Genomic DNA, 23,745 nt, shown 5'->3' with positions numbered 1-23,745 from the left:
GCGATTATGGTTTTTTATAATTAATATCTAGAGAAACAAGCATCAACCTGTTCTAAGTATGTAACAGGTTGATGCTTGTTTTCGTTATAAAAAAATAGAAGCATTTCTGCTCCTATTTTTACGGTTTCACTTCTAAATTTTGTAAAAATAAAGTTGCTGTTACGTAGCGTTTTGCTAACATTTGTACATAAGCGGTATGAACAGATAATGTGGCAATAATAATCGCATTACGAATCGCTTCACGTTGCTCGTTATTAACCTGATCGAACTTGCTTGCGATTTTATCAGCTTTTTCTTTTACGATGTTTTCAATCGTATGAACTGTATCTGTTGCATTTAGTTGTAAGCAGTTCCCTTGATTGAGTTCTTCAAATAGAGAAGAGTATGCTCCATATAAATGAACAGGATTGATTAAGTCATCACTTCGATCGGCTGGGTCATTTACGATAAGGCGTAATAGCTTACGAATGGATTCAAAATCAAGTGCTGTTTTTAAATCTTCGACAATGAATAGTAAGGCAGCTTGTTCAATTGAATATTTTTTCCCTTTTTGAGGAGAGCCAATCATTTCTTTAATATCTCGTTTTACCCAGTTTTGCATGGCCGTTACTGAGAAACTTGTATTTTCAATTTGATTTCCAAGCGCAACTATTTCATTTAATGAAAAACCGACGTCTGTATCGTCAATTTTAATCAGTTTTTCAAAAATAGGTGAAAGTGCGGTAGTAATAAAAGCAGTTACGCTTTGTCCGCTTTCAATATCTTTTTTATGTGACTTTGCCCACGCTTCTTGTAAAATACCGAGAGGCTTTTTCGTATTCCATCCTCTTAAAGATAGAAGAAGGGTAGCCATTTCGTTTCGTGTGAGATGAAATGTTTCCATCTTTTCACCTCCAAAAATAATAAAAAGTTCTTATGAACCTATAATATGTTTTGTTTCATTTAAAGTCAATTCTGTTTTGCTTAATTTTTCCTTTGTCACCAAACTGTCGCAAGTAAATAATGCTTGCATATTTCGACAAAAGTTCATATAATAAGTTCATAAGAACCTTTAAAATGTTTTTAAAAACAAATCTATCATTCTGAATTTACTAGAAAGGTAGATTTCACATATATCTATATAAAAGGAGAATGGATATAATATGTTGAAAAAACTTGTAGCAGTCATGACAGCATTCATGGTTATCTTTGGAGCTAGTAGCTTCATGTTTGTAGATCACGCAGCAGCGAAGAGTTACAAATCTGGTAAAAAATCATACACACCAAGTTCTGGTCAAAAGTCAAAAGTTGATTTGAACAAAAAAGATAGTAACGTGAATTCACAAAAAACAACAACAGATTCAAAAACAAAAGCAACAAACACAGCACCAAAAAGTAATAAAGGAAGCTTTATGAAAGGTTTATTACTAGGTGGTCTTGGTGGTTTACTAATGGGTAGCTTATTTGCAAATATGGGAGCTCTTGGTTCTGTATTAGCGTTTATGGTAAATATGTTAGTAATGGCTGGTATCGTAATGTTAGCAGTTCGTGCATTTAAATACTTCAAAGATCAACGTAAGAAAAAGGAAGATGAAGTAGCATGGAAACAATAAAAATTTCTGAACAAGAACTTATCAATGCACTTTGCGTATATATCGCTGAAAAAAGACAAGTCGGTCCAGAAGAAGTTTTAGTTGAACTAATGTATGACGATGACTATGGTTTCTCTGCTGAAGTAGAGGTAAATGGTCGTAAACAAATTTTAATTCAAGCGAACTTAATCGAAGCACTACGCTTATTGCTTGACAGAGAATATAATGTCAATTCATTTGCAGCAAGATTACAACTTGAATTAGACGATGAAGAAGGCATTTACGCATTAGCGAAATTTAATAACTCAGAAGAGTAGAAAAAAGAGCTGTTGAGAGTAATCTCAGCAGCTCTTTTTAGTATGTGCATATGCCAGGGAATAATCACGCCAAATTTCATTCATTTTCCGTCTACCGTCATCAATCATCGGGTTAAATTGAATGGCAGCTTGCTGTCGCACGGTATGTACATGTTGCATCGCCTGTTGCAAGTGTTGTTCAACCGAATGAGATTTTGTATTTGCTTGTTGTACAATTGAATATCCAGCAACAGTTCCTTGTGCCATTGCGATTTTCCCGCTTTCAATGCCAGTTATATTACCGGCAACAAATAAACCGGGAAGAGTGGTTTCCATTGTTTCGGAATGCAGTGGAACATGTCCGCCTAATTCCGGAATGTAACGGAAAGGACAACCAGCTACAGCAGCTAACTCAGCAAGAGGGTATAAGCCGCCGGCAATACAAACGAAGTCTGCCTCATATATTTGTTCCGATCCAGTTAAGATGTTTCCTTTCGTATCAATATTAGCAACGCGTACACCTTCAACTTGATCTGTACCGATAATTTCAAGAGCTGCTTTTCGAAGGTGAAGGGGTGTACCATTTATTTTCATACCGCTATTTGGATAGAAGTTTAATCCAGCTTGTTTCGCCCAATTATATTTCATCAATCGACTACCTATACGTAATAAAGGTGATGGAGCAAGGTGAGCAGCATGTAATAGAGAGTTTAAAACTTCTTCTGGTTCACCAGCTCTTTGACTTAATTCACTTTTTTCAGGAAGTACGATATGTTCCACTTTAATTCCCGCTAATTGTAATTCATTTAAAATAGCGAATGACAAAATGTTAGCACCAATAATTATTCCTTTTCGCCCAACTTGAACGCGATGTACATTTGTCATTACTTGGGCTGCCCCGATTGACATAACTCCTGGAAGTGTCCAACCAGGAAGGGGAATAGAGTACTCAGCAGCACCAGTAGCAAGTAAAATGAACGGTGCTTCTAACGTACCGATATTCGTATGTACGTACCAAGAACTTTCATCTTTATCTAAATTATAGACGGAAATACCACATCGAATATCAACTGAAAGTGATTTTGCTTCTTCGTGAAGGCGTTTTGCTTCTTCTATTCCGTTCCACCATTCTCCAGTAGGTTCTTGATGTAATTGTCCGAGTAACCTTCCGCCAGGCTTCATAAATTCATCAATAACAAGTACATTTAGTCCAAAACGAGCACAAGAGATGGAGGCCGATAAACCTGCTGGTCCAGCTCCGATAATAATGACATCGTTCATCGCTTTTTCACCATCTCTCTGACGATATTGGGATGCTGTTTACCACTGGCAACAACCATATTGTCTTCTACAACGGTTAAACATGCTCGTACGTTTGTTTGATTGTTTACTGTGACGCGGCATTCAGAACAATGTCCAATATTACAGTAAATACCCCGTGGCGTCCCGCTATCTTCATGCACTCTTAAAGTTCTTATTCCGTTTGCAAGTAAAGCCGCCGCAATCGTTTCATGTTCATATGCTTCATATTGTTGTCCGTTAAATTGGAAAGTGATGCGCTTACTACTATTTAAACTCCCTAAAATAGGATGATGTGTAATTCTATTCATTGATTTTCACCTACCGCTCCAAAGGTAACTGCTCGCACAGGTGGTTGATATTTTAATGGGATTTCATTAGGAATTGCATCAGGATTCGCATTTTCAATCATTCGATCTATCATCATTCTACATGTGCGGCCACCGCAAAATCCCATGCCAGCACGTGTTCTTAGTTTTAATTCTCTTGCCGAGCATTTATATTCAGCAATTGTCGATTGAAGTTGACCGTATGTAACTTCTTCACATCGACAAACAATTAAGTGATCTTTATTCGTCATATGAATTCCTCCTCTAGTTCGGTTTGCACAAATTATTATGCAAAAACTATGCCAATATAAAGGAGGAAATGGTTATTGTAACCCAAGTTTTTTTAATCGATTATATAAAGTTGCCCTTGTAACACCAAGCTGTTTCGCGCATTCTAATTTATTCCCATTCAAAATACGTAATGCCCTCTCGATTACTTTTTTCTCATGTTCATCCATCTCTTCTTGTAAAGAGAGGATTGTATGATTGTTGCTGAGTAATAGGGAATGAGTCGTATGATTGTCTAACGTTTCAGTTGTATGAAATGGTAAATATTCTTGTTTTATAATACCGTCAGTCGCAAATACGACAAGTCTTTCAACAACGTTACGAAGCTCGCGAATATTACCTGGCCAATTGTAATGAAGCAGTTCATGCATAATGCTTGAAGGTAAGTCACGGATTGGTCTGTTGTAGTTGATTGAAAAATCGTTTAAGAAAGAGTAGGTTAATTCAATAATATCTTCGCGTCTCTCGCGCAGCGGTGGAATATGCAAGCTAACTACATTTAGGCGGTAGTATAAATCTTCTCGGAACGTGCCTTTTCTCATTTCTTCTTGTAAATCACGGTTTGTAGCAGCGATAATACGGAAGTCAATATTAATCTCTTTCTCGCCACCAACTCGGTAATATTTTCGTTCTTGTAGTACACGCAAAAGCTTTACTTGCATATCAAGCGGCATTTCTCCTATTTCATCAAGGAATAATGTACCGCCCTGTGCGAGCTCTATTTTTCCTTTTTTCCCTTTACTATTTGCACCAGAAAACGCCCCGCGTTCATACCCGAATAATTCACTTTCAAATAACGCTTCTGGAATGGCGCCGCAGTTAATTGAAATGAAAGGTGCCTTAGCTGCCTCACTAGCTTCATGTATCGCCTTTGCAAAAACTTCTTTTCCAACTCCACTTTCTCCAAGTATTAAAACAGTTGATTTCACTGAACAAACCTTTCTAGCTAATTGTATTGTTCTTTGTATAACAGGGCTCTTTCCATTCATTGCAAGGAAAGGATCTGATTCATCTTTATATTTTGCGACTTCTTGTTCTAATCGGTGCATTTCATGTGACATATTGAATAGTTTTTCGTTTAAAGCAACTTGATTTGTAACATCAGTTTCTGAAACGACAGCCCCTATAATTTCATCGTTACAATACACTGGGTTTGAATTTATTAATACGAACAAATCTGGGCGAGGCTGATGGAACTGAGCGATTATGCTTTTTCCGTCATGTAATGATTGCAAAATTTCCAAATCTTTATAGTCAAAAAATCGAGTGATAGGTTGTCCAATAATTTCATTATGATTGACTGAAAAAATCTTTTCAGCACCATCTGTCCAAGTACGAACATGTTCTTTCTCATCGATGACTGTAACGGAAGAATCAGTTGTTTGTATTACGGCGTTATAAAAAGATTGCAGTTCATTGTACGACTTAACAAGAAACGGAATGATTTGCTGAGTCGTTATACAGCATAGCGGCTCTTTATTTTCGTTCATTATGATAACGACTATTTCATTGGAAAACGCGTCAATTAAAGCGGTGAATGAGTCATCTTCATATATTACTGCGCAGTTATATTCTTCTGTAGTAGAAGGGCGGTAATAATACTTTTCGTGAACTTGCTGGGTATGTTGCAAGCTGTATGTATGATCAATTGATAAAGTTTTTAGAAATTCTTTTATTGTGGGAAATGAGAATGCCATATTGTCCTCCTGTTATGTATAAAAATTTTGACAGTGATAAAAAAATAATACACCTATTTACGATGAATTTAAAATATTTTTACAAATAAAAATATTATTTATAAAAAGTGTATATATGTACAGTTGGCACGTCAATTGCATAAAAGAAAGTGAGGGATGAAAAAGAAAGAAGGGAGGGGTGCTACGTGAGGCACTGTGACGTTTTAATAATAGGCGGTGGTATTATAGGCTGTTCTATCGCTTATTACACATCAAAATACGGAAGAGACGTAACAATCATTGAAAAAGGAGAATTTGTCAGTGGGACGTCTTCACGGTGTGACGGGAATATTTTGGCTATTGATAAAGACCCAGGATTTGATAGTCAAATGTCGTTAGTAAGTCAAAAATTAGTTACTGATTTAAGTGAAGAGTTAGAGCACTCATTTGAATATAGGGCGCCAGGAAGTATTCTCGTATGTGAGTCAGACGAAGAAATGGAAGCAGCACAGCAATGGGTGAATCGTCAAAAAGAAGCTGGTTTACCGTTTCGAATGCTCGATAGGCAAGATATAAGAGAGGAATCGCCATTTTTTGCAGACGATTTATTAGGCGGATTAGAATGCGCAACGGATTCGACTGTAAATCCATATCTTCTTGCTTTTTCACTTCTTGCAGAATCGAAGAAGTTTGGTACGAAAGCTTTTAATCATACGGAAGTGAAAGAAATGAAAAGAGATATAGACGGTTCCTTTATTGTAGAAACGACTAACGGGACGTTTACTGCGAAGCAAGTGGTGAACGCAGCTGGTGTGTGGGCTCCGAAAATCGGAGAAATGTTGGATGTAAATATCCCAATTGAACCGAGAAAAGGGCATATTATTGTAGCTTCAAGGCAACAACACGTTGGTTGCCGTAAAGTAATGGAATTTGGTTATTTAATTTCTAAATTTGGCGGAAAACGAAAAGTGGATGCTTTAACTGAGAAATATGGGGTTGCTCTTGTATTTGAGCCGACAGAAAGCCAAAATTTTTTAATTGGTAGTAGTAGAGAGTTTGTAGGTTTTCATACGAAGATAAACAACGAAGTTATTAAATGTATTGCAAACAGAGCAATTCGTTTTTATCCGAAAATGGCGGATATGATGGTGATTCGTTCATATGCTGGATTACGCCCGTGGACAGAAGACCATTTGCCAATCATTTCACGTGTGGAACATATCCCGAACTACTTTATAGCAGCTGGGCATGAAGGGGATGGCATTAGCCTTGCAGCGGTTACTGGAAAAGTGATTGAAGAGTTATTAAATGAAAAAGAAACAATCATTCCAATTGAACCACTTCGTTTGAGTCGTTTTACAGAAAGGGTGTTAAACGGATGAGGTCACAAAGAGTCTTTACGACGATTGATACACATACGGGCGGGAATCCAACGAGGACATTGATAAGCGGACTTCCAAAGTTAATTGGAGAGACGATGGCAGAGAAGATGTTACATATGAAAAAGGAGTATGACTGGATTCGCAAATTGTTAATGAATGAACCGCGTGGTCATGATGTAATGTCAGGCGCATTATTAACAGATCCATGTCATCCTGAAGCTGATATTGGTGTTATTTACATAGAGACAGGTGGATATTTACCGATGTGTGGTCACGATACAATTGGTGTATGTACAGCTTTAATTGAATCAGGTTTAATTCCGGTAGTTGAACCGATTACTTCGTTAAAGTTAGACACACCAGCTGGCTTAGTTGAAGTGGATATCTTTGTTCAAGATGGAAAAGCGAAAGAAGTCTCCTTCTGTAACATACCAGCTTTTTTACTTAAACATATCACTGTACAAGTCGAAGGAATTGGAACTGTAGAGGCCGATATTGCGTATGGAGGGAATTTTTATGCCATTATCGATGCGAAATCAGTAGGTTTAGAGTTAGTACCAGAAAATGCATCTACAATCATCGATAAGGCAATTCATATTAGAAATATCATAAATGAGAAATTTGAAATCGTTCATCCAGAGTATTCGTTTATTAGAGGATTAACCCATGTTGAATTTTATACAGATCCTACTCATGAAAGTGCGCATGTGAAAAATACAGTTGTCGTTCCGCCAGGAGGAATTGATCGTTCTCCTTGTGGTACAGGAACATCAGCGAAATTAGCGGTATTATACGCTAATCAAAAAATCGAGATTAATGAAGAGTTTATTCACGAGAGTATCGTTGGCTCTCTATTTAAAGGGTGCGTCATTCATACGACAAATGTTGAAAATATGGAAGCTGTCGTAACAAAAATTACAGGTTCAGCTTGGCTTATGGGAATGCATAGATTTTTTTACAATGAAAAGGATCCACTTAAAGAAGGCTTTTTGCTAATTCCGCCGATGGAACATGAAACGGAGGATGTAAAATGAACATTCAAAAAATGTATACAGCAGTAGACGTACATGTAAATGGTGAAGCATTTCGTGTAATAAAAGATGTACCATGCAAATATTACTACAGTTTAGAACATTTAAATGAACAATTTTCAGGTGAATTAGCAGAAGAAATGAAGCTTTTATTAAATGAACCACGTGGTTTTATCGGTTTAAATGGATGTATCGTCGTTCCTTCTATTTATGCGGAAGTCGATGCAGCTGTATTATTTTTTAATCATGAAGGTTCCATCCCTCTTCATTATGGAGGCATTGTCGCAGTCATTACGATGTTACTAGAAAGCGGTTATTTAAAAAAGAGAGATACGAATCAATACAAAATTGAAACGTTATCTGGCATATTTTCAGTCCATGCGTATGTAGAGAATGATGAAGTTGTATCTGTTTCATTTGAAAGTAAATTATGTTATATGATTGAGAAAAATTTACAAATTGGTAATATAAGTTACTCCCTTATACAGGCAGATAAAGTATATGCAGTTGTAGAAAAGGATGCATATTCACCAGAAATCAGCATTGAAAACATCTCTAAATTAAAAAAATGGGGTGAAGTTACACTTCAAGCTATACAAAAACAGTCATTAATAAAAAGACTTATTTTAGTAGAATCTATGCAAACAGAAAAGAACCATATAACGTCGATTACATTTCATGAAGATAACTTTATCGTACGTTCGCCTGGTTTTGTTTCTACTATTGTATCTTATGTTCATACATTATTTAAAAATGATTATATAGCGGATAAACCTTTTAAAAATGAAAGTATTTTTAATAGCTTTATAACAGTGGAACAAGTGAAGAAAGAAGAACTAGGCTACATTTTCCGATTTGAAAGTAGAGGATTTATTACAGGAATGCAGACGTTTCTATTAGACTCTACAGATCCGTTTCCGACAGGATTTTTATTAAAATAAAATAGTAAGGGGAGAGATAATTATGAAAAACATTAAAGGGGCATTTCCAGTATTAATCACACCGATGGATGAGTTTCAAGAAATTAATTGGAATGGTGTAAAACAAAACGTAAACTACTTTATTGAGCAAAAAGTAGCTGGGATTATTATTAATGGAAGTACAGGAGAGTTCGTTAGTTTATCAAAAGAAGAACGATTTAAAATGGTAGAAACAGTATTAAAAGAAGTAGATGGCCGTATTCCAGTTATTGTTGGAACTGCAGCAGAAACGACGAAAGAAACGATTGAATATACGAAACATGCAGAAGCGCATGGAGCAGATTGTGCATTAATTATAAACTCGTACTATTGTAAACCGAAAGAAGAGGAAATTTATTTTCACTTTAAAGAAATCTCAAACGCTGTAAATATACCAATTATGTTATATAATAACCCGTTTACATCCGGTGTTGATATGAGTACGGAGCTCATGCTACGTATTGGAAAAGAATGTGAAAATGTTACACATATTAAAGAATCAAGCGGGGATATTCGAAAAGCTAGAGATTTAGTAAGACAAGGAGAAGGTGCTTTTCAAGTCTTCTGTGGGTCTGAAGATTTAGTTATGGAATCTTATTTAGTTGGTGCGACGGGATGGGTTTCAGTGGCAGGAAATATTGTACCAGGACTTGTTACGAAAATGTATAAGCATTTCCAAAACGGTGAATTAGAAAAAGCTTGGGAAATAAACGATGCGATTTTACCACTTTGTGAGTTTCTTGAAGGATCAGGAAAATATGTACAAATCGTTAAACGCTCAATGGAATTACACGGGCAAGCTGGGGGACCTTCTCGTTATCCAAGACTCGGATTAACTGAAGAAGAAGATCAAAAACTTCAAACGATTATTTCAAAAATTGCAGCTCATGCAGCTGTTTAAATAAGGAGGAGATCATATATGTTAACGACAAACATTGAGCTGAGACCAAAAGTGAAAGCGTTTTTAAATGAAGAAATTAAAATGTTTATTAATGGTGAATTTGTCCCTTCCGTTAGCGGGAAGACATTTGAGACATACAATCCAGCAACAGAAGATGTTCTAGCTGTCGTATGCGAAGCGCAAGAAGGGGATATTGATGTAGCAGTAAAAGCGGCAAGATCTGCATTTGAATTAGGACCTTGGGCAGAAATGACCACTGCTGAAAGAGCGCATCTTATTTATAAATTAGCAGACTTAATTGAAGAGCATGGAGAAGAATTAGCACAGTTAGAAGCATTAGATAACGGGAAACCATATCAAGTTGCACTGGATGATGATATTGCAGCGACTGTAGAAAATTATCGTTATTATGCGGGATGGGCTACAAAAATTATCGGGCAAACTATTCCGATTTCAAAAGATTACTTAAATTACACACGCCATGAACCTGTTGGGGTTGTAGGTCAAATTATTCCTTGGAATTTTCCACTCGTTATGTCTTCTTGGAAAATGGGAGCAGCATTAGCAACAGGTTGTACAATCGTATTAAAACCAGCAGAACAAACGCCTTTATCGCTATTATATACAGCGAAACTATTTAAAGAAGCAGGTTTTCCAAACGGTGTTGTAAACTTTGTTCCAGGTTTTGGCCCTGAAGCAGGAGCTGCAATCGTAAACCATCATGATATTGATAAGGTAGCCTTCACAGGTTCAACTGTTACAGGGAAATATATTATGCGTCAATCTGCAGAAACAATTAAACATGTAACGTTAGAACTTGGTGGTAAATCTCCAAATATTATTTTAGAAGACGCTGATTTAGAAGAAGCGATTAACGGTGCATTCCAAGGCATTATGTATAATCATGGCCAAAATTGTAGTGCCGGTTCTCGCGTGTTCGTTCACCGGAAACATTACGAAACAGTCGTAAATGAACTAGTAAAAATGGCGAATAACGTGAAACTTGGAGCAGGTATGGAGAAGGAAACGGAAATGGGTCCACTTGTATCTAAAAAGCAACAAGAGCGTGTGCTACATTACATTGAACAAGGAAAAGCAGAAGGCGCTACTGTTGCTGCTGGTGGTGAACGGGCATTTGAAAAAGGATATTTTGTACAGCCAACAGTATTCATAAATGTTACTGATGATATGACAATTGTGAAAGAAGAAATTTTTGGACCAGTTGTCGTTGTACTTCCATTTGATTCAACAGAAGAGGTCATTGAAAGAGCGAATCGCTCTTCATACGGACTCGCTGCAGGCGTATGGACACAAAATATTAAAACAGGACATCAAGTTGCCAATAAATTAAAAGCAGGAACAGTATGGATCAATGATTATAACTTAGAAAATGCAGCTGCACCATTTGGTGGCTTTAAACAATCTGGTATCGGTCGTGAGTTAGGTTCATATGCGCTTGATAACTATACAGAAGTGAAAAGCGTTTGGGTAAATATAAAGTAATAGAGAACCTAACTGTTATTAAATAGCAGGATGAAATAATGAGAGATACGGACAACTGTAAGGTTTAATAATAGTTGTCCGTTTTCTTATATATAAAATAGTTTTCAAAAGAATGTTAAGGGGGATTTGGATGGAGCAATTAGTAGAGTGGTTAGTAGGGCAAGTATGGAGTATTGGGTTAGTTGTATTTGCATTAGGAGCAGGTGTGTATTTTACAATTGCAACTCGTTTTCTACAAATTCGTTATTTTAAAGAGATGATTAAACTATTATTTGAAGGGAAGAGCTCGGAGACGGGAATTTCATCCTTTCAAGCATTTTGTTTAGCGTTATCTGGTAGGGTTGGAATAGGTAATATTGCAGGGGTCGCGACAGCTATCGCTTTTGGCGGACCTGGAGCTGTATTTTGGATGTGGGTAATGGCACTTTTAGGTGCAGCGAGTGCATTTGTTGAATCAACATTATCTCAAGTATATAAAAGTAAAGTCGGAAATGAATACCGTGGTGGTACACCATATTTTATTGAAAAAGGCCTGAAAATGAAATGGTTTGCAGTCATTGTAGCGGTCGTTGTAACACTTTCATATGGCGTTTTATTACCAGGTATTCAATCTAGTAGTATCGCAGTTGGTTTTGAAAACTCTAATGGCATTAGCAAATATATAACTGGTATATTGTTAGTCGTATTATTAGCAGCGATCATTTTTGGCGGCGTAAAGAGAATTGCTGGCGTTTCGCAAATGCTTGTTCCATTTATGGCAATAGGTTATGTAATTGTTACATGTATCGTATTACTTGCGAATGTAACAGAGATTCCAAGTATGTTCGCTTTAATTTTCTCTAGTGCTTTTGGTGTAAATGAAATGTTTGGCGGAATCGTCGGCGCAGCAATCGCATGGGGAGTAAAACGCGCTGTATTTTCAAATGTTGCTGGCGTTGGAGAAGCGACGTATAGCTCTGCTGCCGCTGAAGTATCTCATCCTGCAAAACAAGGGTTAGTTCAAGCATTTTCTGTTTATATTGATACAATTGTTGTTTGTACAGCGACAGCTCTTATGATTTTAATAACAGGTATGTATAATGTTATACCGGAAGGGAAAATCGCTATTGTAAAAAATATAGGGAATGTTGATGCAGGTCCGATCTATACACAACAAGCAGTTGAAACTGTTATGACAGGGTTTGGTCCATTATTCATTTCAATTGCAATTTTCTTCTTCGCATTTACAACATTACTCGCATATTACTATATCGCTGAAACGACACTTACTTATTTAGATCGTGAGCTTAAACATAGATGGTTAAAACCAGTTTTAAAAATTGGATTTTTAATTATGGTTTACATTGGTAGCGTAGAATCAGCGTCGCTTTTATGGAATCTTGGAGATTTAGGAATCGGTAGTATGGCATGGTTAAACTTAATTGCGATTCTACTATTAAGTAAAATCGCTTTAAAAGTGTTAAAAGATTATGAAGCGCAGAAAAAAGAAGGGAAAGATCCTGTATTTGATCCTAAAAATGTGGGAATTGAAGGATTAACATTTTGGGAAGAAAGAAGTAAAGAGATTGAAAGGAAAAACTATAAGGAACAATCAGTAGTGGATGATAGTCTGAAATTGTAGTTACAATAAACTGAATATTCATTCTTTTCGTCAAGGTATATTGCCTTCTTTTCATCACATACTACAATAGGTACACATAATTTGAATGGGGGTAATAATAAGATGGAACACGAACAATATAGTTCAGTAAATGATGTTCTACATCATTATAAAGAAGGAATTGGTAGTTTTACAAACCAAATTCCTGAAATTGCTGAAACGTATAATGCATTCACGCAAGCTTGTTTTCAAGAGGGTTCTTTAACAAAAAGAGAAAAACAACTTATTGCATTAGGAATTAGTCTAGCAACGCAAGACGAATACTGTACTATTTATCATACAAAAGGTTGTCTGGATCAAGGATGTTCAGATAAAGAAATTCTGGAAGCATGTGGTGTATCAGCAGCATTTGCTGGTGGAGCTGCAATGAGTCAAGCTGTAACTTTAGTGCAGGAATGTTTAACAGAACTGAAAAATCAAAATCATTGAATGTAAAAAAACGTTTTAAACTTTATGTTTAAAACGTTTTTTATGTGAAATTAAATTTGTACTCACTTTAATATTCTATGTCTTTATAAATTGATTTCTCTACATCAGAAAGAACTTTGTATATGCTCTAACCAATTATAGATTCTAATAATTTCATCTTAGTATTTCATTGTTCCTTCGTTTAAAATTGGTACAATGAAACAAAAGGGGGATTAGTAATGCAAAATGTAGGAATTGAAGAGATTAAGCAAATAGAAGATGATGTGGAAGAGCTTTCTAAACTTTTGAAAACGGTTGTAGATGATGGGGCGTCAATTGGTTTTTTACCTCCATTGGAACTAAAAGAATCCGCGAAGTATTGGGGAACTGTATTAGCACCAGAAGTGATCTTGTATGTTGCTAAAATAAATAATGAAGTGGCAGGGAGTATTCAATTACATTTAGTTACAAAGCCGAATGGGATTCATAGAGCTGAAATTTGCAAGTTAATGACTCACCCGAACTTTAGACGTAACGGCATTGGACGTTCGCTTATGCAAAAAGCAGAGGAGCGAGCAAAGCAAGAAAATAGGTTTCTTATAGTGCTTGATACGAGAGAAGGAGACCCTTCTAATAGATTGTATAAATCATTAGACTATAAAGAAGCTGGAAAAATACCAGAATACGCAATTTCTCCGAATGGTGAGTTAGATGCAACGGTAATTTATTATAAGATGATTTAGTTTTTTTGTTTGGAAAGGTAAATAATTCCAAATAGAACATTTGTTATTATGTTTGTGTGTTGATTTATAAAAAATATTGATAATTTAAAACAATGTTTGATAAAACCTTGTAACTTCATCTGGAACGTTCAATTAAAGGGCTAGTTTGTAGGGGGGATAACAGGTTTTTTAGAGTTATTATTTAACGTATTATCCAAAAGAAGTCTCCTTCCTCAAGCGTGTTAGATCGACTGTCTGCCCTATGACAAATTCGTTAGCTGTCAAAAGTAGCGATGAACCGAGACGCCCCCACTTCGGGGTAAGCTCGTAAGTGATACTAAGTGGGTGGTAGTTCACATAGGAATTTTGAAGTCTTTTGGTGAATAGTAAATGTTAATCTAAAAGATGGAGGTTCCTGTAATGTTGAAACTGTTTCAATATAACTGGCAAGTTCGTAATGATTGGTTTATTTGGTGCGAAGACATCTCAGCCGAAGAACTGGTAAAGAAACGGGTCGGTGGGTTCGGCAGTATACTACATACTCTATTTCACATTGTAGATGTGGAATATATGTGGATCTTAGGGTTGCGTGGTGAATCAGTGCCTGAGGAGCCATCGTTTGAAGAGTATGCTAGCTTACAAAAAGTGAAAAATCTTTCAGCTCAATACCACGGGAAAGTGAAGCCATTTGTGACATCTTGGACAAATGAAATGGATTCTCGAAAACTTTCAAAAGCTGACTTCAATGAAGAGCCAATTAGCTCAAGAGACGCATCAATTAGGCGCCGAGTCATTGAATGTACACACGGAGAGTTAATACGTCATGTCATTGTCCACGAAATCCACCATATCGGCCAGTTATCTATATGGGCACGAGAGGTAGGAAAGGAGCCAGTTTCCGCAAATCTGAGAGGGAGAGGGCTATTTGATAACTAGACTAGCTTTGCCGATAGCGTAATTTATTTATAAATGAATAGTTTAATTGAGTATATTTAACACCGCCTATATTTCTCTAGCGGTGTTATTTGAATGTATCAATAAAATTTATTTAATGTACTAATTGAATTTGAGAAAGTTTTTAGAGGGTTCATTTCGTTATGCTACTCGACTTATAATGAATGTAGAGGAGATGACTAGGCAACTATAGTTGTTTTCGCTTTATTATGCGAAAGGGGATGTCGGGATGAAAGCGAAAGGTTTACAAAAGGTGAAGAAAGTTATATTAAGTGGTGGTATATTACTTACGGGATTGTTAACTTTCGGTTTTTCAGAAAAAGCTTCAGCTCATGGATATGTAGAATCACCAGCGAGCCGTTCTTATTTATGTAAGCAAGGGGTAAATGTGAATTGCGGTCCGATTCAATATGAACCGCAAAGTGTAGAAGGAATAGGTGGATTCCCTCTATTAGGACCTTCTGATGGACAAATCGCAGGAGCTGGCCATTTTCCTGCTTTAGACGTTCAAACAGTAGATAGGTGGAAGAAAGTTACGTTAAACGGCGGGACGAATACATTTAAGTGGAAACTAACCGCACCTCATAGTACGAAAGAATGGAAATATTATATTACGAAAAAAGATTGGAATCCAAATAAACCATTATCACGATCTGATTTAGATTTAGTACCATTCTATGTGAAAAATGACGGAGGAGTTAAACCAGGAACTTCCGTAACACATGAAGCGAATGTACCTACTGATAGAAATGGATATCACCTTATTTTAGCTGTATGGGAAATTGCAGATACGGGGAATGCATTTTATCAAGTTATAGATGTTAACCTTGTAAATAATGGTTTGGCATCGGATTTCGCGCTAAATCATGTAGTGCAAGTTCCTACACTATTTTAAATAAAATATACATTTTGATCATCTAATTCATTTTAGATGATCTTTTTTACGAAAAACGATGAAAAATATAGAAGAAAGTGCAATTATTTATAAAAAATTGGGCTTTAAATATTGTCATATTTGCTTCTTTAAGATATCCTTTTCATGAAGAGGTGGAAAACATGGAAAAAGTACTAGTTTTCGGGCATAAAAACCCAGATACAGATGCAATTTGTTCTGCAATTGCTTATGCAGAATTGAAAAAAGAATTAGGAATGAATGCTGAGCCTGTACGTTTAGGCGAAATCAGCGGTGAAACTCAATTTGCGTTAGACCATTTTAAAGTAGAAGGACCGCGTTTTGTTGAGACAGTTGCAAGCGAAGTGGACAACGTTATTTTAGTTGATCATAACGAGCGTCAACAAAGTGCTAACGATATCGAATCTGTTCGTGTGTTAGAAGTTATTGACCATCACCGTATTGCTAACTTTGAAACAAGCGATCCTATTTACTACCGTTGTGAGCCAGTTGGTTGTACAGCTACAATCTTAAACAAAATGTACAAAGAAAATGGCGTTACAATTCGTAAAGAAGTTGCAGGTTTAATGTTATCTGCAATCATTTCAGATTCTTTACTATTCAAATCTCCAACTTGCACAGAGCAAGACGTAGCAGCAGCTCGTGAATTAGCAGAAATCGCTGGTGTAGATGCTGATAGCTACGGCTTAGAAATGTTAAAAGCTGGTGCTGACTTAAGCGGAAAAACAATGGAGCAATTAATCTCTCTTGACGCTAAAGAATTCCAAATGGGTAATGCGAAAGTTGAAATCGCACAAGTAAACGCTGTTGATACAAACGACGTTCTTGTACACCAAGCGGAACTTGAAAAAGTTATCTCTGCAGTAGTAGAAGAAAAAGGTTTAGACCTATTCTTATTCGTTGTAACTGATATCTTAACTAACGATTCTGTCGGTCTTGCGATCGGTAAAGCAGCAAACGTTGTTGAGAAAGCATACAACGTATCTCTAGAAAACAACACGGCTACTTTAAAAGGTGTTGTATCTCGTAAAAAACAAATCGTACCAGTATTAACAGAAGCATTCCAAGCTTAATATTATTGAGTATGGTTTAACAAAAAAGGACAAGTAGTCAGATTGGCTACTTGTCCTTTTTTTATCTTCAAAAAACAGAAAATTAAAAACGGGAGGATTGTGTATGTTAAATGGTTTAGAAAGTAAATTACAGTCTCTTTTAGAGCGAAATATTAATTCTATTTCAGAGTTAGAGCGTTGGCTTTTAGAGGAACTGCGTGTAAACGCTGAAGTAGAAGAGGAGATAACAAGTAGTTTAATTGCCACTTATAGAGATACAAATGACAGAAATAAACGTAATTTACATATGTATAATCAAAATACAATTCAACCACTTTTAAAAAGATACAATGCAAAATTTGACCAGAAATTTAGAGAGTCCCCGTTTTCCGACTTATTAGATGAGCAGAAATACGGTTTTATGAAAAAAGCAAGATTGGTAAAAAATAAAATGTTTAATGAAAAGAACATTGCTCTTTCCATTAAAGAGCAAGAACTTATTACGAAATATAGAGAAATAATGTCTAATATTGTTATTAATTGGGAAGGCGAGCAAAAGACGTATGCATACATAAAAGCAAAGTTAGATAACCCTAATAGAGCTATTCGCGAAAAAGCTTGGTACGCTTTATGTGAAGCAAGAAGTGTAGTGAAAATAGAAATAGATTGTATTATGAATGAACTTATACAATTGCGGAATGAGATAGCTTTATATGCAGGATTTAATAATTATAGTGAATATGCTTTGAAACAAAAAAACAGAGATTACAGTATTGATGATTGCTATAAGCTCCATGAATCTATAGAAAAGTATGTTGTACCAATATGGGAACAGTTAGGAAGTCTTTCTAAAAAGAATCTCGGTGTAAAAACGTATCGCCCTTGGGATCTTACCCCATGTTATTTACTAAAAGCCCCGTTTCAAAATACCATTGATTTATTGAATGGGGTGGAAGAAATGTTTCAGAAGACGGATTTATATTTTTATGAGCAATTTGTTCATATAAGGAAAGCTGGATTCATTGACGTAGAAGAATGTGAAAATAAAGCGCCAGGAGCCGCTTGTTTTACTTTGCCTCATAGTAAAGAGGTTTTTGTTTATTCTAATTTTAGTCCATCATTTTATGCAATTAATGCACTCATACATGAAGTGGGACATGCCTTTCATTTTTATAAACAATTTAACAATGATAGTAGTATGCAAGAAAAATATCTTCGTGAAGAGGTGGCTGAGCTTTATTCCCTCAGTCTTGAGTTACTAGTAATGGATAAGCTGGATATCTTTTATAAGCAAGAGGGTGAATACAAAGAAGTGCAGCGCGTACAATTATATCGTGCTTTGTCTTTATTAATGTCGTCAATTGCAGGAGATGTATTTCAGCACTGGCTCTATACAAATCCAAATCATACACCAGAAGAACGTGATAAGAAATACGCTGAAATATGCAAAAGGTATCAATATTCATCAGTCGATATTACAGGATTAGAGAATGAAACCGGTGCAAGCTGGATAGAGTCATTTCACTATGTTCAGTTTCCTTTTTATAAAATTGAATACGCCATTGCACAAATAGGAGCAATGCAATTGTTTCAAATTTATCGGAAAGACCCAGAAAAAGCGATTGCTTTCTTTAAAGAGGGAGCGAGTGCAGATTGGAATTTACCTATACAAGAAATATATGAAAAAACAGGTGTCACGTTTGATTTTTCGGAAGAAAGGATAGAAAGTACTGCAAGTGTTATTTTGGATCTGATTAGCGAATTAAAATAAGGATAGCATTTAGCTATCCTTATAACTGTTTATTCGTAGATTTTTTCTTGTTTATATAAAATGTAATAATAGCTGCAATGATGAAAATAGGTATGGCATACGCTTGCCCAACAAACAACTTCCAGCCAATATGATTATAACCTTGGGATGCTGGAGCAATCATAGCGATTATGCAAACAATAATATAGAGTACTAGTGCAGGAATTATATTTCTCACTTGTTCACCTCCTTTTCATAAAATCATCACATGTATATTTATATAATACATTATAGTTTAAGAAAAGATATATACTTTTCTAACATTTATGTAAATAAAAGGGTTGTTTTTAAGTGGAATAGAATAGATGTATGTAGAATGATATAGGGGTGTTACATATAATGAACAATATATTAAATCGAATAAAGAAAGATGTAAATATAGAATTATTGAATACGCTATGGCCTGGTTTCAATAGGACTGCATTTGCATTATATGATGATAAGCATGTGTATGTATTTCATCATCCATTATTTTTGAAACCTGATAATGAGTACACTGTTTTAAAGTGGGATGAACAATTTAAGGGTGATACATTTATCCTATTCAAAGATTATCCGACTGCCATTGTGAATATGAATAGGCATAGAAATTATGAAAATTTACATGCAGTTGTGGTGCATGAACTTTTTCATTGCTATCAATATTTGAATAAAGAAAGTAAATTTCCAAATGAATCTTTAGGATTTCAATATCCTATAACAGAAGAAAATATAGAGTTGCGAAATAAAGAGCGAATTTGTTTATATAATGCTGTGCATTGTAAGTCACAAGCTGAGAAAAATAATTATATTAAGCAATTTATCGAATTAAGAGAACAAAGAACTCATTTTATAAAAGAAGAGTTTATAACTTATGAGTGTATGGTTGAAAGTATAGAGGGGCCTGCTTGGTATGTTGAAATGAACGCCCGCATTGAAGTATGTATAAATGATGAAAGTGAAACATTACGAAAATATAGCGGACTTATTTTAGATACATATGATGCTAATTATAACATTAGGAAGAGCTGCTATAGCTCAGGAATGCTTTTATGTTTATTATTAGATGAAATCCATCCTGAATGGAAAACGAACTTCTTTAATAGTGATAAATCGTTATATGCTTTTTTAAAACAAAATATGAATGTTGTTTTAAGTTTAAATAATGAATTTGCAATAAGCAAAGAAACGAAGCAAATCCTTCATTTTGTTCAAAACGAAAGAGACAAGGAATTTAAACAATTTTATAAGGAAAAAGGATATCATTTGTATATTGTAGGGAATATACAATTAAATTCGTTTAATCCAATGAATGTAAAATTAAACAAAAATAAAGCGTTACATAAAACCTTTTTAAGTGTAAGTATACATAATAAAACATATATGATAAATCAACCTGTTTTAGCATCTTTTGAAGAAGATTTTAAAAATATGACACAAGTTCATATTATAATGAATGAAAAGCCGATAGAAACCAATAATGGTTGGAACATAGTGGGTATTGGAGATATAGAAGCTGAGTATGAAGAAGTAGGGAATTCAATATTTTTATATTTAAAAAGTTAGAATTGAGGTAAGAAATAACGATGAAAAGGTTATGCATAATTCCATGCGGAAAAAAGAAAATTTGGGATAAGTATCCAGATTACGGGCCGATGGAGGCAAAAGATGTATATGTTAGCCCATTCGGAAAAGCATGTCAGGCGTATGCAACTATGTTTTTTGAGAATTGGGTTATATTATCAGCGAAGCATGGATTTTTAAGACCAAATGATATTGTACTAGAAAACTATGATCTTGCCTTTGATTCAAAGAGCGATGAAATTATTAGTATGGAACAATTACAACAACAATTGATTGAAAAAGACTTACTTCAGTATGATGAAATTGTTTTACTTGCAGGCAAGAAGCATAAGAAAGTAGTGACACAATTGTATCCAGTAGAAATCATTACGTACCCATTAGCTGGGTGTAAAGGAATTGGATATATGTTGCAGAGATTGAAGCGGGCAGTGGAGGCGCAGAAGGAAGTATAGGGATAAATTAGTAATATAGATTCAAATTATACCAAATGAATACATTTAAAATAGACTAGTAAACAAGCCTTTTTCGTTTTTAAACATAGAATATGATGAACGCTATAGAGGGGAGAGTCATATTCATGTGTAATAATTGTGGTTGTAGACGTAGAGATTGTAATAGATTTTGGGATGATTTAATGTTTGGAAGATGCAGACGCAGAGATTGTGATGATTGTGGTTGTAGACGTAAACGTGACTGTGATTGTGATGATTGCCGTCGTAATCGTAAACGTGACGACGATGATGATAAATGTCGTAAGTGGTAATATTTTCAAAAGAGTACTTTGAAGTAAAGTACTCTTTTTTGTATGAACCTTTTAAATTCCATCTTGAACAGATTTTTTTACGATTTCCCATGTGTCTTGTTTTTTAATCTGTATAGCTACATTAGTTCCGGTAGACTCCGTATAAAAGATATATCCATTGTTTTCATCCACATATGTTAATGGTTCACCTATGCAATCTCGCGAACAAGAAGTATTAATTAGCTCGATTAATGTTAGTTGGCTCGGATCGGTTTTACTTGAATCTATAATAGTATCAAGGTCTGTTTTACGATAACCTTGTAAGTTCACATGGAAATTCTGTTCAATTTCTCCTGTAATACTAGTATTCATTACTTCAACAGAATGTTTCTTTTCTTGAAGAAATCCGTTTTCATAAAGTAATTTTGTATATCCAAGCCATCCAATTAAAACTAGCATAATAAACATACTACATATTTTAAGTGTTCGAAGCCGTTTACTAACAATCGTTTCTGAGTATTTCATTCAGTTTAATCCTCCAATGTTTTTAATTAAAAGTATGCCTAGATACATACTTTTAGAAGAAAGATAGAAGTTAACGAGCCCTTGAACCAAAAAAGAAAGCATCCGAAGTTAGATGCTTTCTTTTTTGCGTATTATTCACTATCTGTTCGTTACTTGTTTCATAAGTGGTCTTATTTCTTTAACGGGTGGTTTTTTATCATAAGCATCAACGTAAGAGAAATAGTAATTTAAGTTTCTGAGAAGGCCTTTTCCTATTTTAGCGCTTAAGAATGGAAATACTTGTCCAGTATAATCGTCGAGAGATTTACAGTAGTATTTTTCATCTAAATATATACTGTATTTACATGTTAGTTCTACTAACGAGTTACCTTCATCATCAATTACTTCCTTAGAATCAATAATGTCTATTAATGCGAATTTTTCATTTAGATAAACTTTCTTTTTTTTCTCGTGTTTATTTGTGAGTATAAATACAAGTCCAATTGCGTTAATCAAAAGATTTCCTCCTATAAAAAACGGATATAAATAAAATATATCGATATACGTTAAATGTAAAGAGGAGAGGTGAAATTTCATTGACAGAAAGTTTAATAAGCCGATTTGTTTTTTCAAATCGGCTTATTATTATTGAAATACTTGCGGGAATTGCTTTACGATTGCATTTGTTATCATATCGGCCATTTCTAATGCCTCTTTTTCAATTTTATCGTATAGTTTTACGCTTGCTTCAAAATCTTTATTTAGGAAGGCAAGTGCTTCTGCTTTTGTTAAGGCTAAATGTTCATAAAACATTTTCCGAAATGCTTCTTTTTCTATATATGGGTTGATACTGTTAAGAAAATCGACAATTTGATCAGCGTTAGCGTACCATTTCTTCTCTATAGCGGCAGCGGCATTTTGGTCACCAGCTTTTGCGGCTTTAACAAGATCTGCTGCAATGACTAAGTGGTCTTTAATTAAAGCACTATATTTTTTTACAGCATCTTCACCATAGAATGGTTCAAGTGATAGTCCCATATGTGTTGCGTTTTGAAGAAGTCGCCCAACCGTAACGTTAACGTCTGGTAAATTAAAGACAATACTTATAATAGCTAATCTCGTCCAAGCAACGTGTTGTTCCCATAAAGAACGCATATAACCTTTTAAAAAGTTCTCGTTTTTACTAATTCGGTAATTACGGACAGATGTATCAAAGTGCACATAAGGATTATGATAGGGGGAATAATACGATTGCCAATAAGTATACATAAACGGTAACACTCCTTTGAACATGTATAACTCAAAGTATGATGGGAGTTTATTTTTAGTTACGCGTCCTAGATTAATTTCAAAAATTGACATGGAAAAAGATGAAGAATTTCATTGTGGTATATATAAATAAAATGAATATAAAGTAAAAGAGGCTCTGCAAGGGAAGTTGCAGAGCCTCTAAGGGTATTGCCGAGATGTCGGACTCGACTAAGTAATATTATCATAAAATTCTTTTAAAAAAACCTGGTAAATGTGTCCAAATGAAAGTGAATCTTTAATAAAGTCAAAGGGATCCGCTTCCCGCAGCAGATCCCTTTAACTAGATAATGTTGATGAGCAAAAACTTATCTGGAGTACTTTTATAGTAACAAGTGAAAACCGTTTTGTGTATTGAGAAAAAAAGAATTGAGTAATTAAATGTTCAGAATTTATATTTTACCTTTTGTGATTATCACCATTTGTGGCGAGTGGAGTTTGGTAATAAAATGGAGAAAAGACTTGCAAGCATTTACAAGTGTACTGAAATATATAATATTCAAAAAAAGACCTGCTAATATAGGCAGGTCAACTTAAGGGGTTTATAAAAGCAGAATATTTCATATGATAACAGCTGTATTATAGTAAGTCTATAAGGTATATATTGAGAAAATTATTATGAATGATATATCACACACACATTAACGTTTAAAAAGTTGAGAAAGAAAATGAAAAAGTTTTCTATAAGAAAATAATGGCTGGTATTTATAATACGATTCATATTTCCACGCATCATGATTTGAGAATTGGAGTTGGTTCGGTACTGTTTTCTGCTTGATGGAACTAATATTCTGTTCCTTCATATAGTAACCTCCTGAATTCATATGTATAAGATTAGTAGTATTCAAGGAAGAGTAATAAAATGTATAATTAT

Annotated in this window: 27 protein-coding genes; 17 read left to right on the top strand and 10 right to left on the bottom strand. The window is 35.0% G+C overall.

Translation table 11 applies throughout. The annotated features are described in order from the left end of the window. Positions 1-118 precede the first annotated feature (118 nt). Positions 119-883, bottom strand: coding sequence for a DUF1836 domain-containing protein (locus BAQ44_RS20850; protein WP_000447228.1), 765 nt, complete (start codon positions 881-883; stop codon positions 119-121). A gap of 259 nt (positions 884-1,142) precedes the next feature. Here BAQ44_RS20850 and BAQ44_RS20845 point away from each other — a divergent pair, with 259 nt between their 5' ends. Together BAQ44_RS20845 and BAQ44_RS20840 are read left to right on the top strand one after the other, a co-directional pair. After that, positions 1,143-1,592, top strand: coding sequence for a hypothetical protein (locus BAQ44_RS20845; RefSeq protein WP_000914486.1), 450 nt, complete (start codon positions 1,143-1,145; stop codon positions 1,590-1,592). Further along, positions 1,580-1,888: a YxcD family protein gene (locus BAQ44_RS20840; RefSeq protein ID WP_061679711.1), complete on the top strand. Its 309-nt coding sequence runs from the start codon at positions 1,580-1,582 to the stop codon at positions 1,886-1,888. Before BAQ44_RS20845 ends, BAQ44_RS20840 begins: the two co-directional genes overlap by 13 nt. 24 nt (positions 1,889-1,912) lie before the next feature. Here the strand turns inward: BAQ44_RS20840 and BAQ44_RS20835 are convergent, their stop codons facing one another. From BAQ44_RS20835 to BAQ44_RS20820, 4 genes are all read right to left on the bottom strand, one after another. Next, positions 1,913-3,148 carry an NAD(P)/FAD-dependent oxidoreductase gene (locus BAQ44_RS20835; RefSeq protein WP_071723471.1) on the bottom strand — a complete coding sequence of 412 codons (1,236 nt, stop codon included), beginning with the start codon at positions 3,146-3,148 and terminating at the stop codon, positions 1,913-1,915. Next, positions 3,145-3,477 (bottom strand): (2Fe-2S)-binding protein, encoded by a 333-nt coding sequence (locus BAQ44_RS20830; RefSeq protein ID WP_061679713.1) that lies wholly within the window; start codon positions 3,475-3,477, stop codon positions 3,145-3,147. The genes BAQ44_RS20835 and BAQ44_RS20830 overlap by 4 nt, the downstream gene beginning before the upstream one ends. Further along, on the bottom strand, positions 3,474-3,746 hold the full coding sequence (locus BAQ44_RS20825) for a (2Fe-2S)-binding protein (protein WP_061679714.1): 273 nt from the start codon (positions 3,744-3,746) through the stop codon (positions 3,474-3,476). Before BAQ44_RS20825 ends, BAQ44_RS20830 begins: the two co-directional genes overlap by 4 nt. A gap of 72 nt (positions 3,747-3,818) precedes the next feature. Then, positions 3,819-5,480: a sigma-54 interaction domain-containing protein gene (locus BAQ44_RS20820; protein ID WP_071723469.1), complete on the bottom strand. Its 1,662-nt coding sequence runs from the start codon at positions 5,478-5,480 to the stop codon at positions 3,819-3,821. 185 nt (positions 5,481-5,665) lie between these two features. Between BAQ44_RS20820 and BAQ44_RS20815 the strand changes: the two genes are divergently transcribed. The 12 genes from BAQ44_RS20815 (at position 5,666) to BAQ44_RS20760 (ending at position 18,715) form a co-directional block, all read left to right on the top strand. After that, entirely contained in the window at positions 5,666-6,841 is a 1,176-nt protein-coding gene (locus tag BAQ44_RS20815; protein WP_063259927.1) for an NAD(P)/FAD-dependent oxidoreductase, read from the top strand. Beyond that, positions 6,838-7,875, top strand: a complete 1,038-nt coding sequence (locus BAQ44_RS20810; protein ID WP_071723467.1) for a proline racemase family protein — start codon at positions 6,838-6,840, stop codon at positions 7,873-7,875. The genes BAQ44_RS20815 and BAQ44_RS20810 overlap by 4 nt, the downstream gene beginning before the upstream one ends. Then, positions 7,872-8,813 (top strand): proline racemase family protein, encoded by a 942-nt coding sequence (locus BAQ44_RS20805; RefSeq protein ID WP_071723465.1) that lies wholly within the window; start codon positions 7,872-7,874, stop codon positions 8,811-8,813. Before BAQ44_RS20810 ends, BAQ44_RS20805 begins: the two co-directional genes overlap by 4 nt. Positions 8,814-8,835: 22 nt before the next feature. Beyond that, positions 8,836-9,732: a 4-hydroxy-tetrahydrodipicolinate synthase gene (dapA, locus tag BAQ44_RS20800; RefSeq protein WP_061679719.1), complete on the top strand. Its 897-nt coding sequence runs from the start codon at positions 8,836-8,838 to the stop codon at positions 9,730-9,732. A gap of 18 nt (positions 9,733-9,750) precedes the next feature. Continuing rightward, positions 9,751-11,235: an aldehyde dehydrogenase family protein gene (locus BAQ44_RS20795; protein ID WP_061679720.1), complete on the top strand. Its 1,485-nt coding sequence runs from the start codon at positions 9,751-9,753 to the stop codon at positions 11,233-11,235. A gap of 130 nt (positions 11,236-11,365) precedes the next feature. Next, complete coding sequence (locus BAQ44_RS20790) at positions 11,366-12,856, top strand: alanine/glycine:cation symporter family protein (RefSeq protein WP_071723457.1); 1,491 nt, start codon at positions 11,366-11,368, stop codon at positions 12,854-12,856. A 102-nt stretch (positions 12,857-12,958) separates the two neighbouring features. Beyond that, positions 12,959-13,324, top strand: coding sequence for a carboxymuconolactone decarboxylase family protein (locus tag BAQ44_RS20785; RefSeq protein ID WP_071723455.1), 366 nt, complete (start codon positions 12,959-12,961; stop codon positions 13,322-13,324). A gap of 218 nt (positions 13,325-13,542) precedes the next feature. Then, complete coding sequence (locus BAQ44_RS20780; RefSeq protein ID WP_071723454.1) at positions 13,543-14,046, top strand: GNAT family N-acetyltransferase; 504 nt, start codon at positions 13,543-13,545, stop codon at positions 14,044-14,046. Positions 14,047-14,445: 399 nt separating this feature from the next. Next, positions 14,446-14,961 carry a DinB family protein gene (locus BAQ44_RS20775; RefSeq protein ID WP_071723453.1) on the top strand — a complete coding sequence of 172 codons (516 nt, stop codon included), beginning with the start codon at positions 14,446-14,448 and terminating at the stop codon, positions 14,959-14,961. 247 nt (positions 14,962-15,208) lie between these two features. Further along, complete coding sequence (locus BAQ44_RS20770; RefSeq protein WP_071723451.1) at positions 15,209-15,874, top strand: lytic polysaccharide monooxygenase; 666 nt, start codon at positions 15,209-15,211, stop codon at positions 15,872-15,874. Between the two features lie 161 nt (positions 15,875-16,035). Continuing rightward, complete coding sequence (ppaC, locus tag BAQ44_RS20765) at positions 16,036-16,965, top strand: manganese-dependent inorganic pyrophosphatase (RefSeq protein ID WP_000416841.1); 930 nt, start codon at positions 16,036-16,038, stop codon at positions 16,963-16,965. Between the two features lie 103 nt (positions 16,966-17,068). Continuing rightward, on the top strand, positions 17,069-18,715 hold the full coding sequence (locus BAQ44_RS20760; RefSeq protein WP_071723449.1) for a M3 family oligoendopeptidase: 1,647 nt from the start codon (positions 17,069-17,071) through the stop codon (positions 18,713-18,715). 19 nt (positions 18,716-18,734) lie between these two features. Here the strand turns inward: BAQ44_RS20760 and BAQ44_RS20755 are convergent, their stop codons facing one another. After that, positions 18,735-18,932 carry a DUF4017 family protein gene (locus BAQ44_RS20755; RefSeq protein ID WP_063259916.1) on the bottom strand — a complete coding sequence of 66 codons (198 nt, stop codon included), beginning with the start codon at positions 18,930-18,932 and terminating at the stop codon, positions 18,735-18,737. 161 nt (positions 18,933-19,093) lie between these two features. On the opposite strand from BAQ44_RS20755, the gene BAQ44_RS20750 reads away from it, so the two are divergent. The 3 genes from BAQ44_RS20750 (at position 19,094) to BAQ44_RS30510 (ending at position 21,080) form a co-directional block, all read left to right on the top strand. Then, on the top strand, positions 19,094-20,299 hold the full coding sequence (locus BAQ44_RS20750; RefSeq protein WP_071723447.1) for a peptide ABC transporter permease: 1,206 nt from the start codon (positions 19,094-19,096) through the stop codon (positions 20,297-20,299). 20 nt (positions 20,300-20,319) lie between these two features. Beyond that, positions 20,320-20,769 carry a DUF6884 domain-containing protein gene (locus BAQ44_RS20745; protein WP_071723445.1) on the top strand — a complete coding sequence of 150 codons (450 nt, stop codon included), beginning with the start codon at positions 20,320-20,322 and terminating at the stop codon, positions 20,767-20,769. A 125-nt stretch (positions 20,770-20,894) separates the two neighbouring features. After that, positions 20,895-21,080 carry a hypothetical protein gene (locus BAQ44_RS30510; protein ID WP_002085081.1) on the top strand — a complete coding sequence of 62 codons (186 nt, stop codon included), beginning with the start codon at positions 20,895-20,897 and terminating at the stop codon, positions 21,078-21,080. Positions 21,081-21,131: 51 nt separating this feature from the next. On the opposite strand, the gene BAQ44_RS20735 is transcribed toward BAQ44_RS30510, so the two are convergent. The 4 genes from BAQ44_RS20735 to BAQ44_RS31180 all read right to left on the bottom strand — a co-directional run bounded on the left by BAQ44_RS20735 (position 21,132) and on the right by BAQ44_RS31180 (position 23,674). After that, a complete protein-coding gene (locus tag BAQ44_RS20735) occupies positions 21,132-21,584 on the bottom strand; it encodes a hypothetical protein (RefSeq protein WP_061679728.1) in 453 nt (150 codons plus the stop codon). Between the two features lie 138 nt (positions 21,585-21,722). After that, positions 21,723-22,079 carry a hypothetical protein gene (locus BAQ44_RS20730; RefSeq protein WP_000606238.1) on the bottom strand — a complete coding sequence of 119 codons (357 nt, stop codon included), beginning with the start codon at positions 22,077-22,079 and terminating at the stop codon, positions 21,723-21,725. A gap of 129 nt (positions 22,080-22,208) precedes the next feature. Beyond that, entirely contained in the window at positions 22,209-22,832 is a 624-nt protein-coding gene (locus BAQ44_RS20725) for a hypothetical protein (protein WP_061679729.1), read from the bottom strand. A gap of 680 nt (positions 22,833-23,512) precedes the next feature. Then, positions 23,513-23,674, bottom strand: a complete 162-nt coding sequence (locus tag BAQ44_RS31180) for a hypothetical protein (protein WP_168216106.1) — start codon at positions 23,672-23,674, stop codon at positions 23,513-23,515. Positions 23,675-23,745: the final 71 nt, after the last annotated feature.

It is taken from the genome of Bacillus mobilis (assembly GCF_001884045.1).
GTDB lineage: Bacteria > Bacillota > Bacilli > Bacillales > Bacillaceae_G > Bacillus_A > Bacillus_A mobilis.
Note: the sequence above shows the minus strand (reverse complement) of the source record. Positions and strands in the feature narration are given on the sequence as shown.

Excerpts from the sequence above, each read along its gene's own strand:
- BAQ44_RS20795 (WP_061679720.1), top strand. The coding sequence starts at position 9,751 with ATGTTAACGACAAACATTGAGCTGAGACCAAAAGTGAAAGCGTTTTTA.
- BAQ44_RS31180 (WP_168216106.1), bottom strand. The coding sequence starts at position 23,674 with ATGAAGGAACAGAATATTAGTTCCATCAAGCAGAAAACAGTACCGAAC.
- BAQ44_RS20770 (WP_071723451.1), top strand. The coding sequence starts at position 15,209 with ATGAAAGCGAAAGGTTTACAAAAGGTGAAGAAAGTTATATTAAGTGGT.
- BAQ44_RS20845 (WP_000914486.1), top strand. The coding sequence starts at position 1,143 with ATGTTGAAAAAACTTGTAGCAGTCATGACAGCATTCATGGTTATCTTT.
- BAQ44_RS20810 (WP_071723467.1), top strand. The coding sequence starts at position 6,838 with ATGAGGTCACAAAGAGTCTTTACGACGATTGATACACATACGGGCGGG.
- BAQ44_RS20790 (WP_071723457.1), top strand. The coding sequence starts at position 11,366 with ATGGAGCAATTAGTAGAGTGGTTAGTAGGGCAAGTATGGAGTATTGGG.
- dapA (WP_061679719.1), top strand. The coding sequence starts at position 8,836 with ATGAAAAACATTAAAGGGGCATTTCCAGTATTAATCACACCGATGGAT.
- BAQ44_RS20785 (WP_071723455.1), top strand. The coding sequence starts at position 12,959 with ATGGAACACGAACAATATAGTTCAGTAAATGATGTTCTACATCATTAT.
- ppaC (WP_000416841.1), top strand. The coding sequence starts at position 16,036 with ATGGAAAAAGTACTAGTTTTCGGGCATAAAAACCCAGATACAGATGCA.
- BAQ44_RS20780 (WP_071723454.1), top strand. The coding sequence starts at position 13,543 with ATGCAAAATGTAGGAATTGAAGAGATTAAGCAAATAGAAGATGATGTG.
- BAQ44_RS20735 (WP_061679728.1), bottom strand. The coding sequence starts at position 21,584 with ATGAAATACTCAGAAACGATTGTTAGTAAACGGCTTCGAACACTTAAA.
- BAQ44_RS20840 (WP_061679711.1), top strand. The coding sequence starts at position 1,580 with ATGGAAACAATAAAAATTTCTGAACAAGAACTTATCAATGCACTTTGC.
- BAQ44_RS20725 (WP_061679729.1), bottom strand. The coding sequence starts at position 22,832 with ATGTATACTTATTGGCAATCGTATTATTCCCCCTATCATAATCCTTAT.
- BAQ44_RS20750 (WP_071723447.1), top strand. The coding sequence starts at position 19,094 with ATGAACAATATATTAAATCGAATAAAGAAAGATGTAAATATAGAATTA.
- BAQ44_RS20825 (WP_061679714.1), bottom strand. The coding sequence starts at position 3,746 with ATGACGAATAAAGATCACTTAATTGTTTGTCGATGTGAAGAAGTTACA.
- BAQ44_RS20850 (WP_000447228.1), bottom strand. The coding sequence starts at position 883 with ATGGAAACATTTCATCTCACACGAAACGAAATGGCTACCCTTCTTCTA.
- BAQ44_RS20760 (WP_071723449.1), top strand. The coding sequence starts at position 17,069 with ATGTTAAATGGTTTAGAAAGTAAATTACAGTCTCTTTTAGAGCGAAAT.
- BAQ44_RS20830 (WP_061679713.1), bottom strand. The coding sequence starts at position 3,477 with ATGAATAGAATTACACATCATCCTATTTTAGGGAGTTTAAATAGTAGT.
- BAQ44_RS20820 (WP_071723469.1), bottom strand. The coding sequence starts at position 5,480 with ATGGCATTCTCATTTCCCACAATAAAAGAATTTCTAAAAACTTTATCA.
- BAQ44_RS20805 (WP_071723465.1), top strand. The coding sequence starts at position 7,872 with ATGAACATTCAAAAAATGTATACAGCAGTAGACGTACATGTAAATGGT.
- BAQ44_RS20745 (WP_071723445.1), top strand. The coding sequence starts at position 20,320 with ATGAAAAGGTTATGCATAATTCCATGCGGAAAAAAGAAAATTTGGGAT.
- BAQ44_RS20835 (WP_071723471.1), bottom strand. The coding sequence starts at position 3,148 with ATGAACGATGTCATTATTATCGGAGCTGGACCAGCAGGTTTATCGGCC.
- BAQ44_RS30510 (WP_002085081.1), top strand. The coding sequence starts at position 20,895 with ATGTGTAATAATTGTGGTTGTAGACGTAGAGATTGTAATAGATTTTGG.
- BAQ44_RS20775 (WP_071723453.1), top strand. The coding sequence starts at position 14,446 with ATGTTGAAACTGTTTCAATATAACTGGCAAGTTCGTAATGATTGGTTT.